This window comes from Paenibacillus baimaensis (genome assembly GCF_025567575.1).
The window spans coordinates 538,554-550,845 of record NZ_JAOQIO010000094.1; the positions used below are offsets into that span (position 1 = coordinate 538,554).

Below are 12,292 nucleotides of genomic sequence, written 5' to 3' on the forward strand. Positions count from 1 at the left end.
GCAAATACATTCAAATCATATATCTGCATGACTGTGGAGTGGAGGCTATTATGAAAAAGTTATTATCCATCATTGTATTAAGTGCACTCATTACGGTAATGGGGTGCAATGACAATAAAGCTGCAACGGCAACCAGCACTAACGAGGCAAATCAACCGAAGAAACAAGAATTGGTTGTAGCCGGTCAAGAAATTGCAGCAAGCTTGGATCCGGTCAAACCGCTTACCTCAAGCTATTTAAGAAACATCGGAGCAGGGGAAGCACTTTTTAAAGTCACTGCCAATGGGGGAGTGGAACCCTCGCTTGCAGAAAGTGCAGCAGAGATTGATCCGACGACATGGGAGATCAAATTAAGACCTAAGGCTCGCTTTTGGAGTGGTAAAGCGATTGACGCTTCGGCTGTGATTGCCTCACTAGAGCGATCAAGATCTCTTGATCTGCAAGCGAAGCCTTTTCTAGATGAACTAATCTTTACGAAGACGGACGATTACACGATACGTGTCAAGACCAAGCGCAGCCATCTGCAGGTGCCGCTAAACCTTTCCTACTACCAGACAATTATTCACAATGCAGATGCCAAACATGATGCTGTGGATACGATGGATCTTTCCGGTATGTATAAAGTGGTTGAATTTATCCCCAAACAGAAAATGGTGCTGGAAACTAGCGGTAACTACTGGGGCAAGAGCCCTATCATTCCAAAAATCGTATACGAAGAAATCAGCGATGAGCAGACAAGGGTGCTTTCCGCATTGAGTGGACACAGCCAGGTGGTGTTAAATATTCCGACAACGAGTATGAGCCAATTCAAAGGCAACAAAGAGGTGAAGCTATCGGCGACTCCGGCGGCCAATACGCAAACGATTTATTTGAATCTGAGCAAACCTCAGCTGAAGGATGTGAGAGTCAGGCAGGCCTTGTCGTGGGCCCTGGATCGGAACGAATTGGTTGTGCTTGCAGCGGAAGGGCAAAGTATTCCGATTACGACATGGTTAAGCTCCAACCCTGCATTTGAAAAAGCACGAGATACTGTGTACACCAAGTTTGATCCGGATAAAGCTGCGCAGCTATTGGAGGAGGCGGGATGGAAAAAAGGGCCCGATGGCATCAGAACCAAGGATGGCAATCTCTTAACCCTGCGCTTGATGACCTGGGGTGGCGATAAAGCATTAGGAGAAGCTTTGCAAAACCAATGGACCCGCATCGGTGTCAAGGCAGAGGTACAGCATGGTGATTACAGCTTGATCCAAACGGCACGTAAATCCGGAGATTGGGACGCATCGATTGAAGCATGGAATACGTTCGGGGATGAGCTTACTTTGTTGACCGGTCAATATGCGCCTGGAGGAAGCGCCAATTTCGGCGGCTATAATGATGAAGAAACAAATACATGGCTCGCACAATTGGGAGAAGCGTCTGACACGGCAGCACGCCATGAATTGGCTCTTAAGATCAATGAGAGGGTCGCGCAGCAAGCACCTGTCATTAGTTTATTTCCGCGTCCGCAAATTACTGCGGTAAGACAAACGCTTTATGGCTTTGAGGATCACTTTAGACAATTCGAGAATGTGGTGAATGCCAACCTGTCATTAAACTCGAAATAGGCGGCATGGCTATGTGTATATTATTTTTACGCAAGATGCTGGAAGCTTTCATTACGTTATTTTGTGCAACGCTTATTATTTTTGCTTTAATTCGATTAGCTCCAGGCGATCCTGTTGAAATATTTCTGGGCCATCCTACTGAGGCTGCCATGAATCACTCACAGGCTTATGATGAGAAGGTCTCTCAGCTGCGCGCACAATTGGGATTGGATCAGAGCATGCTCGTACAGTATACAGCATGGGTTGGGCGCTTGCTGCAATGGGACTTGGGCACCTCGATTCATACAGGCAGACAGGTCAGCGCTGAAATCGCAGATCGACTTCCTGCAACTGCCATACTTTCTGTATCCGCTCTATTTATTCAAGTTGTTCTGGGGCTGTTTTTGGGAACGATCTCAGCTCTTAAGGCGGGCAAGCCTTACGATAACGTCATTAGACTTGCTTGTGTAGCGCTAGCTTCCACACCGGCGTTTGTCATTGGGTTGTTCTTATTATCGCTGTTTGCCGTGACGATGGGTGTATACGAAATTAACAGTGAAGCCAGCCTGACAAGGCTATGGCTTCCCGCTATTACACTAGGCCTTATTGGCGCTCCGCAATTAATCCGAATCGTGAGAGCCAACATGCTGTCTGAGTTCGGCCAAATCTACGTGCTTTCAGCTCTCTCGAGAGGGCTGGATCACCAGCATGTCGTCAAGCATGCCTTAAGAAATGCTTTACTTCCCGTTATCACGATGATCGCCCTTTCTTTTACGGCACTGATTAGTGGCGCCGTCGTCATCGAAAGCATATTTTCGTGGCCAGGACTTGGAAAGTATGCCTTGGACAGTATTTTGCTTAAGGATTATCCGGTCATTCAAGGATATGCTTTTGTTATGGTCACGTTAGTGGTGCTCATTCATTTATTCGTCGATGTTGTATATGCGCTTGTTGATCCTCGAATCCATTACAAAGGAAAAGAGGGAGTTGAAGAATATGCCTAGCTCGACGAAACCGATCAGCCTGATTATGGGTGTCGTTATTCTAAGTATATTGGCTGTTCTCATTATGGGTGCGCCATTATTTACCCCTTATGATCCCTTGAAGCAGAATGCAGCTGAACGTCTGGACAAACCAAGCATCCAGCACCCTCTGGGTACGGATCGGTTTGGCCGGGATGTCTTCTCGCGAACTCTTTACGGAGGAAAAACCACCTTGATCTCGTCGGTCTTTGCTCTATGCACAGCTCTTTTGATCGGGCTTTTGGTGGGCTTAGTGGCTGGCATGTTTCATGGCTCTATTCTGGATATCATTCTGATGCGGTTGATTGATGTGCTGTTAGCCTTTCCCTTTATGGTGCTTGCCATGGTTATTGCCGCTTTATTCGGTACTAGCCTTGTTCATCTTCTAATTGCTGTCGTATCGGTATGGTGGGTCTCCTTTGCGCGTTTAACTCGCAGTGTTGTTTTGCATGCGAAGAATGAAACCTCATTTGCTGCAGCACAAGTACTCGGAGCCCCCAGAAGGACGATCATCTTGCGGGAATTACTGCCAAAAGCGATCAGTCCGGTACTCATATTGGCTACTTTTGAATTAGGCAGCTTGATTTTATCCATTGCAGCTCTTTCATTCCTCGGACTAGGCTCACAACCGCCAACTCCTGAATGGGGCAGCATGTTGGCTGATGGGCGCGTTCATTTTTTGCAAGCTCCGCATATACTTATAGGGCCCGTTTTCTTTATTGTTCTTACGGTGTTGGCTTTTAACTTAATCGGTGAGGGGCTGCGAGATCGGCTGGACCCGTATGAAAAATTGGAGCTATAGTCAGTCTTGCTTACCTCGCTTACGAGAGGTTAGTTTTGCTGCGCAATACGGTGGGAGGGTCGAACATGACGGATAAACAGGGCGAGAAGATATTGCAGGTCACCAACCTGCAAGTGACCTATAAGCATAACCAGCAATCCATTAACATATTGGATGATCTTACTTTTGATTTGAGAAAAGGCGAGATTCTTGCTTTGTTAGGAGAAAGCGGTTCAGGGAAATCAACGATCGCCAAGGCCATCACGGGGCTGCTTCCGCCTTCTGCACATATAGCTGGTGGAACGTTGCAGATGGGCTCCACGTTGAACGCGGATTTGTCTGGTAAGACCGTACAATGGGATCTGATTAGAGGAAGAGGAATCGCAATGCTCTTCCAGGATGCCCAGCAAGCACTTAACCCCGTTCTTAAAATAAAAGAGAATTTTAAAGAGAGTCTGCTCTTTCATCGGCTTGCTGCTCCGGATGAAGTTGCCTCCATAAGTACACGATTGCTGAGCATGCTGGGCTTTAAGGATGCGTCAAGCATTCTTGAATGTTATCCATTTCAACTCAGTGGCGGTATGTGTCAACGTATTTGTCTTGCTCTGGCATTGTGTCTCAAGCCTGCAGTTCTTGTTGCAGATGAACCGACCTCTGCGTTAGATACGGTGAGCCAAAAAGAGGTGCTTGATCTATTAAAAAGGTTGCAGGAGGAGCTTGGCTTAACCGTTCTTCTGATTACCCATGATATTGCCGTGGCGAATGCCATAAGTAATCGAGTAATTGTGTTGAATAAAGGAGTAATTGAAGAAGAAGGCGATACCAGAACCGTATTATCGAAGCCCCATGCTGCCTATACTCGACAATTACTGGTATCCCGCTCTCAAATCGCACGGCCATCGCATGATCGTGAGCTGCTGAAACAGCATAACGAACCCTTGCTCGAAATCATTCAGCTGGAAAAGACTTTTAATCGGACAAAGCGTGTTCTGCATGATGTGAATCTAACGTTGAATCAGAAGGAAATATTAGGCATTCTCGGACAAAGCGGTTGCGGCAAATCAACTTTAGCCAAATGTATGATCGGCTTGGAATCACCGAGTGGAGGACGTGTGTTGTATCGTGGTACCGATATTAGCCGGCTGCAAGGCCAACAAAAGCGGGAAATTTGCAAGCAAATCCAATTAATTTTCCAGGATGCCAGAGCTAGTCTTAATCCAGGGCGTAATGCGCTGCAATTGGTGCAGGAGCCGCTTCAATACTTGCAAATCGGATCGCATAGAGAACGGGAAGCGCTGGCAGCCTTCTACCTGAAAGAAGTGGGCATTGTCGGGGATACACAGATCAGGCGTCCTCCTCAGCTAAGCACGGGTCAATGTCAGCGTATAGCCATTGCCAGAGCGCTGGTGTTGAAGCCAAAGGTCCTGATTTGTGATGAAGCGGTATCCGCACTAGATATGAGGGTGCAGGCTCAGATCCTGGCACTGCTGCAACGATTACACAAGCAATTTGAATTTTCGATTTTTATGATTTCACACGATATTAGAGTTCTTCGTTCCTTTTGTGACCATATTGCTGTTATGAACAATGGAAGCTTTAGTGAAGTCAAACGAGCAAGTGAGCTGCTCCATGAAAGTAAGCAGCCGCATACTCAGTTACTGCTCAAATGTGCGGGTGACATGGAAGAAGGTCTTTATTAAGGAAGGAATGATAAGCTATGATCACCAGTATTCTTGAGACCATTGGTAATACGCCGCTCATCACGATTCCCAACACGAATAAAGCGAACGAAGGTCAAGTGCTGTTTAAATATGAACGATTCAATCCTGGAGGAAGCATCAAGGACCGACCTGCGATTTATATCATTAATGAAGCTGAACGCAGGGGATTGTTAAAGCCTGGAGGCACGATCATCGAGTCTTCAAGCGGCAACTTCGGTATTTCCCTTGCTATGATCGGTGCGGCCAAAGGTTATCGTGTCATCATTCTGGTAGATCCCAAAACAACAAGTACTAATTTGGCGTTATTAAAATGTTTTGGCGCAGAGGTCATTGTTGTAACTGAACAGGATGACTGTGGCAGCTATCATAAAACAAGAATCTCCCTGGCCAACAAGCTGGCGCAGGAAATAGCAAATTCGTATCGGCCTGATCAATGCTTTAATCTTCTTAATAGTGAAGCACACTTTAATAGCACAGCCCGTGAGATCATGGAGATGTGCTCGAACACTCTTGCGGTCTTTATTACAGCGGTGAGTACCGGTGGGCAATTAGGCGGGATTTCGAAGTATCTAAAGACGTTTGCGCCTGATGTGCAGGTCATTGGAGTGGATGCTGTAGGCTCTGCAATTTTTGGAGGACACACGGATTCGTATCTAATACCAGGGGTAGGTCTGGGTTGGACTCCGGTTAACCTGAATATGGCGAATATTGATCGTGCTTATAAAATTACGGATGAGCAGGCATTTCTCACGGCTCGAGCGTTTGCCCGTCATGAAGGCATTCTAATGGGGCCCTCTAGTGGAGCTTGCGCACTGGTTGCCCTCAAGCTTGCACAAGAACTGACACCGGATAAACGTGTAGTCTGCATGATTTCGGATGGAGGGGAGCGTTACATACAAACCCTGTTCAATGATGAATGGATGGAACAACAAGGCTTTGCGACTGCGGCTGATATTGAAACGATCCGCACGATGGCCGGGCAGCTGCAGCCTTGGAGCACGTGCCCTGCTGATAGTGCCAACTATAGATCAGACTTAATTGACGGCTTGGAAGTTCCAGATTCCACGTTACAAATAAATTCAGAGATATTAAACCGGGTCGATTACCATCAGGGGATTCGTTTCTTATAGACTAATCAACCATCGTATGAGGGGAGGGGCTTCGTCTACCGTACAAACTGAAGACGAAGCCCCGACCGCGGTTAACCAATAACGACTATACATAGGAGACAAGAGGCCGGAGGATATTTCTAATGATCATAAACAAGGCCGTTTCAGCGCCTTTCGTACGCTTGTACACCCTTGCTCTATTATTCTTTAGTGCCAATTCGATCCTTAATGTCATCGTGCCTATACGAAGTGAAGTACTGGGTGCAAGCAATAGTCACATCGGATTCATTATGGGCGCCTATATGTTCACCAGCATGTTATTCCGTCCATGGGCTGGCCATCTGGTCCAGAAACATGGAGCTGTCATTGTGCTTCGTTTCCTGTTGATCGTTAATGGTTTGGCCCTAGTTCTGTATACATGTACCGGATTGGAGGGGTACTTGGCCGCTCGTGTGATGCAGGGGGTGTGCACCGCATTTTTTTCAATGGCACTTCAGATCGGCATTATTGACGCGCTGCCAGAGGAGCAGCGCTCTCAAGGTTTGTCGTTGTATTCGCTGTTTACGTATATCCCGACGATTATCGGCCCATTGATGGCAATCGGGATTTGGGATCATGGTGGTATGAGCGGTTTTACGATAACAATGGTTGTTATTGCGCTGGTTACGGGAATGTTTGGCTACAGTGTTCCCATACATTCCGTCCGGCCGCAGGGAAATGCCCCTAAAGAAATAACGGGAATGCGAGCCCTCCTGAGTCACATCGTGAGCAATCGCCCGCTGCTGATTTGCAGCTTGCTGATGATGATTGCATCCGTCGTGTTCGGAACTGTGACCGCATTCATCCCGCTGTATGCCCGGCAAATCTCATATGGACATGCCGGACTTTATCTGATGATACAGTCTCTAATTGTTGTTGTCGCCCGGTTCGCGCTCAGTAAACGTATCCCATCTGACGGCAAATGGCATGCGTGGTTTGTTGGAGGCATTTGTTTGATTGGAGCTATTGGCTCATCATTGTTGTCCTTATCACTGGCATGGGGGCCGATTGCTTTGTATGCCGCAGGGGTTCTTATTGGCATTGCCCAGGCGATTCTGTACCCGACACTAACCTCCTATTTGACATTTGTACTGCCGGAAACCTCTCGAAATGTATGCATTGGACTGTTTATTGCAGCAGCCGATCTCGGTGTTTCCATGGGCGGCATGGTTATGGGCCCGATAGCGGATCGATTCTCATATAGCACGATGTATGCAGTAAGCGCAGGATTGGCAGCTATCGCTGTATATATAACGTTGATGAACCGAACGATGGAAAGTCGGATGCAGTAAGCTGAATCCAGATGAGATAGGAGGGGCGTGCTAATGAAGCAAGGAAAAGAGGTTCTAATCGTATCAGCGGATGCGGCCAGGGGCACGGAAATTAAAAATTTTGTATTAGCGATGATGAGCGATTTGTACCCGCGAGGTTCATATTATGAGAATCCGCATGATCTGGCTTTCTTTAAAGAAGTGTACATACAACCTGCACATGCAGGTTTCTTCATAGCTGAGGACATGAATGGCCGTATTATCGGCACTGCAGCGGTCCGAATGTACGATAGGCGGTTTCCTGAACTTGAACCCGTTTTCGGAAGCGGATCGGTCTGCGAAATCGTCAAGTTCTATATTCACCCGGATAGTCGAAGAATGGGAATCGGAGGTCGTCTGTACGAGAAAGCTGAACAATTTGCCAGAGAAGTCGGTTACGGCGAGAGCTATTTGCATACTTCGTTGTATTTGCCTGGAGGTTATCCGTTCTGGCAATCCCGAGGCTACAGCGAATGTTATAGGGAATCAGAGAACATAGTGCATATGAGCAAGAGATGGAACGAATCCGATTAGCTTTGGACAGTCATCAGTTTTTTTTATTAATTGCTTGGATGAAGTACAACCGCAAATGTCGTAACGCCATGGGTCTAGTAATAACGATAAAAAAAATGAAACCATTGATCCGATTTTTCGTATTATAACTATTAGTTATAAAATACTTAAAATAATGATGGAGGGTTAATGGTATGTGGAAAAAGTTATCTATGGTTATATTGGGGTTAATGATTGCCATATCGTTCAGTCACGTAGACGTAGCAGATGCTGCCAAGTCTTACAAGGGTCCTAAGAAAAGCATCAATCTGGACAAAACTCCGAATCAAAACAGCGGCGCCAACAAAGCCGATCCAAGCACAGCTACCAAAACACCAAATACGACTGCAAGTCCGGGTACAACAGCAAAACCGGGATTTTTTAATGGTGGTTTGATGAAGGGTCTACTCATCGGTGGTTTGGCTGGTATGCTGTTCGGCGGCTTATTGGGCGACTTGGGGGGACTCGGGAATATCTTGGGGCTGCTGGTCAACGTATTAGCTGTCGTGGCTTTGGTTGTGGGTATCATCAAAGTAGTGAAGCATTTCCGTAACAAACGTAAACTTGATGAAGAAACTAACCGCAACTAATCCATATGGATTGACGCGATTCAAAAAGGGCAGACGAATGATTGCATTCGAGCTGCTCTTTTTTGTGTCATATGAAGGACTTCGATTCCCATGGATGTGTGCTCTTATTGCTGGATACTCAACTTGCTTTATCTGGTAACGGGCCCTCTGGACGCAGCCTTGCTTTGAAAAGTGCCTTCAGTACCGGCGGCACTACGAGGAAAATAAAAAGAGTTCGGAATAACTGGTAACAGGTTACGAATGAGAGATCTGCGTTAACCTCTTTTGCTATAATGCCCATCTGATCCATCCCACCCGGAGATAAGCTCAAAAAGCTGGTGGACAGCGGTACCGCATGCATGAATGCCAGCAGGAGACTCAAACCGATGGAGCAGGTCAGCAATGCAGCTCCGCTTAATAAGGCAAGCACCATAATTTTAACTTTGTTGTTCAGGTTTTCAGGCTTCAGCATAAGTCCCAAATAACCGCCAATTAACAATTGTGAAATATTTACAAGTGACGGGGGGAGAGTTGGTCCTGAAAATCCGGATAGATGGAGAACAATTGTTGCAACCATCGGACCGAGCAAAAACGCTGTTGGGAATTTAATTTTTTTCCAAAGTAATGCAAACCCTGTACATACAACGGCATACACCATAATATGCGGGAATAATCCACTCCAGCTCTCGGCGGCGGTTGAGCCAGCAATAGGAAGAGAATGGTGCAGTGAGCCGAATAACGGGCTAAAAATGAGCAAAGGGACAAAGAATACAATCATAATGACTCGCGAAATTTGCAAAAAGGTAATCACCGTTAAATCAGTCCCTTTGAGCTCCTCGGCCAAAGCGATGATTTGACTCAAGCCCCCAGGGATGCTTCCCATCAAGACGGTAGGGAAATCCAGACCGGAAAATTTGGCTACTAACCAGGCAATGAGGCAGGAACAGACCAGCAGCAGTGCAGTGAGCAGCACCATAGAGGGCAGTTGCTTACCGATTTGTGCAAAAGTCTCCAGTGTAAATGACAGCCCCAGCATGTAGCCTACAATAATCATTCCAGTATCGCGCAAAGACCCTGACCAATAAGGCTTTACTGTTTTGGATAGTCGGGATCCGGCAAAAACCGCAACCATGGGACCCAGCAGCCATGGAATGGGACAATGAATCCATTGAAATAAATACCCGCCAATCACGGCAAGCACCCCGGAATAAAGCAGCTGTACCCACTTATTATCGGCCGAAAGAGAACTTTTCATAGCATCATCACTTCTTTTCGCTCGATTGTTGGCGTCCAAAGCACCATGCCTTGGCAGCCTTTTTCAATATACAGAAACCAATGAGTTCATTATATGACTGTTGAGTTTTTGGTGTCAACTCCTTTATTGACCGTGTCAGGAAAGCATGTCAGAATAAACAGAGAGGTGAGGGTATGATTGATCTTGAAGAAATGAAGAAGCGGCAAATTTTACATACAGCCAAGGCTGTTTTTATAGAAAAAGGTTATTTCTCCGCTTCAATGAAAGATATTGCGGAAGCGTGCGGCATGGCCAAAGGCAGTATTTATAAAATATTTGATTCCAAGGAAGATTTGTTTACGGCTGTATTTGAGGATTGTCATCTCATCATGTTCGAGCTAGCCAGAGAGCTGGATCGCCAACAGGGTGATGTAACGCCTATGGAGAGATTGCGGCGCAGAATTGAATTTCAGCTCCAATATACGCTAGAAAATTATTTTTTTCTGAGTGAGTTCAAGGAGCTTCCTATCACGAGTAATGAGAAATTTGTTACAGTCTGGAAGAAAAAACGTGCTACCATGCTTACCTGGCACCGGGATTGTTTTTATGAAGCATACGGAAATCGTATTGAGACATATATTTGGGATATTGTGGCTATATTTAGAGGTCAGCTGAGGGAGTATATCACTTACGCTCATCAAAAGGTGATTGCTCTCCCGATGGCTGAACTGGCTCTTTTTTTAGTTGAACGGATGGATGCCATTGTTAATGATATACTTCTTAAACAGGGCAAACCTGTGCTCAATGAGTCAAGTATTTATTTTAATCACATTAACCCCATCGACTCCCACACACAGAAACAATCGATCCATGATTTTCTGCTAGCTGTGGCATCCCGTATACAGGAGCTTCCAAAGCCGGAACATGTACGCCACGAGCTGCAGGAAGTGGTCGATTTGCTGCAGCGGGAATTTAAACAGGACATCCCTAACAAGACACTGGTTCATGTGTATACCACTTTTCTTGAAACTGTGGTTGAATTGCGGCCTTATGTGAGACAACTATACTTAATGACATAAAATAACGTATGGCTTCAATTCCAGGTCAAGCATGCAGCAGTGATTAGAGCTAAAGGAGTGGTTCATTTGAGTGATCAGAAATGGGTTGAGACCTACAAATGTTCTTTACAAAGCTATTCGCTGGAGCAACTAAGGCATATTTCCGAGCAAGGGGTTTGGTCTCTCGGCCAAATGTACAATCACTTGATCCTCGCTTCGCTCGATTACCTAGACCAAGTGGAAATGTGTGCGGCAGCTGGTGAAGAGCAAAAGCTCGGGAAGACAGAGGCTGGAGAACATTTGTACCAGCTCGGCGGATTCCCGCCAATAAAAATCAAGCTGCCGGACGGGCCTGCAAACTCACCCAGCAATACGGAAAGTATAGAAGACCTTATGCGTGGACTCGATCAAGTGTGGCAGAAAATAAAAGAATGGGAAGGGAAGCTTGATACGATCAACCCAAACTACAAAGTTAAACATGCTGGCTTTGGATGGCTGAACGCGCAGGAGTGGTTTGCTCTTGTGGATATGCATTTGCGTCATCACTTGTGTCAAAAGTGCGAACTGGAGGAAGGTTATAAGCATTAGTAAAATCTATACAACGAAATGTAGGTATGTAAATGAAAATAAGAAGGGCTAAGTTAGCTGATGCGAAAGGGATTGCCAAAGTACACGTCGATAGCTGGAGAACAACTTACACCCATATTATTCCAGACGACTTCTTACATAATCTTTCCTATGAAAGACGAGAGCAATTATGGATCAATGTCATTCCTCAAGGAATTGTGTTTGTAGCAGAAAATGATGAAGGGAAAATTGTCGGTTTTGCAGATGGAGGCAAAGAACGAAGTGGAAAGTATCTGGATTATGATGGGGAATTAAACGCAATCTATTTGCTTAAAGAATATCAAGGTCAAGGGATAGGAACGATACTTGTGAAATCCGTTATTCATGAATTGAAGCAACTCGGAATGAAATCATTGGTTGTTTTGGTGTTAGAAGATAATAATTCTCGCCTATTTTATGAGGAGCTTGGGGGAAAGTGCATCGACACCGTGGAGATAGAGTTTTCTGGAAAAAAATTAAAAGAACTTGTATATGGTTGGGATGATATTAATATATTATTTTGAACAGTCCCCCAGAATCTTCAGAGGAATGACCATGACCATCTGACAGGCTGAAGCAGAATTCTATTTGAAAAATGGAAAGCGTTGTGCTATCATAAAAACCATCATAAATTGCGATGAAGAGAAAAAATACGAAGGCTCTTATGTCCAGAGAGCAGAGGGAACGCTGAAACCTTTGCCATAATCC

The 12,292-nt window shown here is 45.7% G+C and carries 13 protein-coding genes; 11 read left to right on the plus strand and 2 right to left on the minus strand.

The window, feature by feature from the left end; genetic code table 11:
* The first annotated feature begins 50 nt into the window (after window positions 1–50).
* The 8 genes from OB236_RS26180 (at window position 51) to OB236_RS26215 (ending at window position 8,707) form a co-directional block, all read left to right on the plus strand.
* Window positions 51–1,604 carry an ABC transporter substrate-binding protein gene (locus OB236_RS26180; RefSeq protein WP_262686591.1) on the plus strand — a complete coding sequence of 518 codons (1,554 nt, stop codon included), beginning with the start codon at window positions 51–53 and terminating at the stop codon, window positions 1,602–1,604.
* An 11-nt stretch (window positions 1,605–1,615) separates the two neighbouring features.
* Window positions 1,616–2,587 (plus strand): ABC transporter permease, encoded by a 972-nt coding sequence (locus OB236_RS26185; RefSeq protein ID WP_262686592.1) that lies wholly within the window; start codon window positions 1,616–1,618, stop codon window positions 2,585–2,587.
* The gene (locus tag OB236_RS26190; RefSeq protein WP_262686593.1) at window positions 2,580–3,407 is read left to right on the plus strand and encodes an ABC transporter permease; all 828 of its coding nucleotides are present in this window, start codon (window positions 2,580–2,582) and stop codon (window positions 3,405–3,407) included. Before OB236_RS26185 ends, OB236_RS26190 begins: the two co-directional genes overlap by 8 nt.
* A gap of 65 nt (window positions 3,408–3,472) precedes the next feature.
* A complete protein-coding gene (locus OB236_RS26195) occupies window positions 3,473–5,086 on the plus strand; it encodes an ABC transporter ATP-binding protein (protein ID WP_262686594.1) in 1,614 nt (537 codons plus the stop codon).
* Between the two features lie 17 nt (window positions 5,087–5,103).
* Window positions 5,104–6,237 carry a cysteine synthase family protein gene (locus OB236_RS26200; RefSeq protein WP_262686595.1) on the plus strand — a complete coding sequence of 378 codons (1,134 nt, stop codon included), beginning with the start codon at window positions 5,104–5,106 and terminating at the stop codon, window positions 6,235–6,237.
* A gap of 122 nt (window positions 6,238–6,359) precedes the next feature.
* Window positions 6,360–7,547 carry a staphylopine family metallophore export MFS transporter CntE gene (gene cntE, locus OB236_RS26205; RefSeq protein WP_262686596.1) on the plus strand — a complete coding sequence of 396 codons (1,188 nt, stop codon included), beginning with the start codon at window positions 6,360–6,362 and terminating at the stop codon, window positions 7,545–7,547.
* A gap of 33 nt (window positions 7,548–7,580) precedes the next feature.
* Window positions 7,581–8,099 (plus strand): GNAT family N-acetyltransferase, encoded by a 519-nt coding sequence (locus OB236_RS26210; protein WP_262686597.1) that lies wholly within the window; start codon window positions 7,581–7,583, stop codon window positions 8,097–8,099.
* Between the two features lie 173 nt (window positions 8,100–8,272).
* A complete protein-coding gene (locus tag OB236_RS26215) occupies window positions 8,273–8,707 on the plus strand; it encodes a hypothetical protein (protein WP_262686598.1) in 435 nt (144 codons plus the stop codon).
* A 118-nt stretch (window positions 8,708–8,825) separates the two neighbouring features.
* Here OB236_RS26215 and OB236_RS26220 read toward each other — a convergent pair whose 3' ends face one another.
* Window positions 8,826–9,941: an AbrB family transcriptional regulator gene (locus tag OB236_RS26220; RefSeq protein ID WP_262686599.1), complete on the minus strand. Its 1,116-nt coding sequence runs from the start codon at window positions 9,939–9,941 to the stop codon at window positions 8,826–8,828.
* Between the two features lie 173 nt (window positions 9,942–10,114).
* Here OB236_RS26220 and OB236_RS26225 point away from each other — a divergent pair, with 173 nt between their 5' ends.
* The 3 genes from OB236_RS26225 to OB236_RS26235 all read left to right on the plus strand — a co-directional run bounded on the left by OB236_RS26225 (window position 10,115) and on the right by OB236_RS26235 (window position 12,108).
* Entirely contained in the window at window positions 10,115–10,999 is an 885-nt protein-coding gene (locus OB236_RS26225) for a TetR/AcrR family transcriptional regulator (RefSeq protein ID WP_262686600.1), read from the plus strand.
* Window positions 11,000–11,065: 66 nt separating this feature from the next.
* On the plus strand, window positions 11,066–11,566 hold the full coding sequence (locus OB236_RS26230) for a DinB family protein (protein ID WP_262686601.1): 501 nt from the start codon (window positions 11,066–11,068) through the stop codon (window positions 11,564–11,566).
* A 32-nt stretch (window positions 11,567–11,598) separates the two neighbouring features.
* Window positions 11,599–12,108, plus strand: coding sequence for a GNAT family N-acetyltransferase (locus OB236_RS26235; protein WP_262686602.1), 510 nt, complete (start codon window positions 11,599–11,601; stop codon window positions 12,106–12,108).
* Here the strand turns inward: OB236_RS26235 and OB236_RS26240 are convergent.
* A partial coding sequence (locus OB236_RS26240; RefSeq protein ID WP_262686603.1) for a hypothetical protein occupies window positions 12,092–12,292 on the minus strand: 201 nt, incomplete at its 5' end. The two genes, OB236_RS26235 and OB236_RS26240, sit on opposite strands and share 17 nt — an antisense overlap.

Excerpts from the sequence above, each read along its gene's own strand:
- OB236_RS26235 (WP_262686602.1), top strand. The coding sequence starts at position 11,599 with ATGAAAATAAGAAGGGCTAAGTTAGCTGATGCGAAAGGGATTGCCAAA.
- OB236_RS26200 (WP_262686595.1), top strand. The coding sequence starts at position 5,104 with ATGATCACCAGTATTCTTGAGACCATTGGTAATACGCCGCTCATCACG.
- OB236_RS26180 (WP_262686591.1), top strand. The coding sequence starts at position 51 with ATGAAAAAGTTATTATCCATCATTGTATTAAGTGCACTCATTACGGTA.
- OB236_RS26210 (WP_262686597.1), top strand. The coding sequence starts at position 7,581 with ATGAAGCAAGGAAAAGAGGTTCTAATCGTATCAGCGGATGCGGCCAGG.
- OB236_RS26185 (WP_262686592.1), top strand. The coding sequence starts at position 1,616 with ATGTGTATATTATTTTTACGCAAGATGCTGGAAGCTTTCATTACGTTA.
- OB236_RS26215 (WP_262686598.1), top strand. The coding sequence starts at position 8,273 with ATGTGGAAAAAGTTATCTATGGTTATATTGGGGTTAATGATTGCCATA.
- OB236_RS26225 (WP_262686600.1), top strand. The coding sequence starts at position 10,115 with ATGATTGATCTTGAAGAAATGAAGAAGCGGCAAATTTTACATACAGCC.
- cntE (WP_262686596.1), top strand. The coding sequence starts at position 6,360 with ATGATCATAAACAAGGCCGTTTCAGCGCCTTTCGTACGCTTGTACACC.
- OB236_RS26220 (WP_262686599.1), bottom strand. The coding sequence starts at position 9,941 with ATGAAAAGTTCTCTTTCGGCCGATAATAAGTGGGTACAGCTGCTTTAT.
- OB236_RS26195 (WP_262686594.1), top strand. The coding sequence starts at position 3,473 with ATGACGGATAAACAGGGCGAGAAGATATTGCAGGTCACCAACCTGCAA.
- OB236_RS26190 (WP_262686593.1), top strand. The coding sequence starts at position 2,580 with ATGCCTAGCTCGACGAAACCGATCAGCCTGATTATGGGTGTCGTTATT.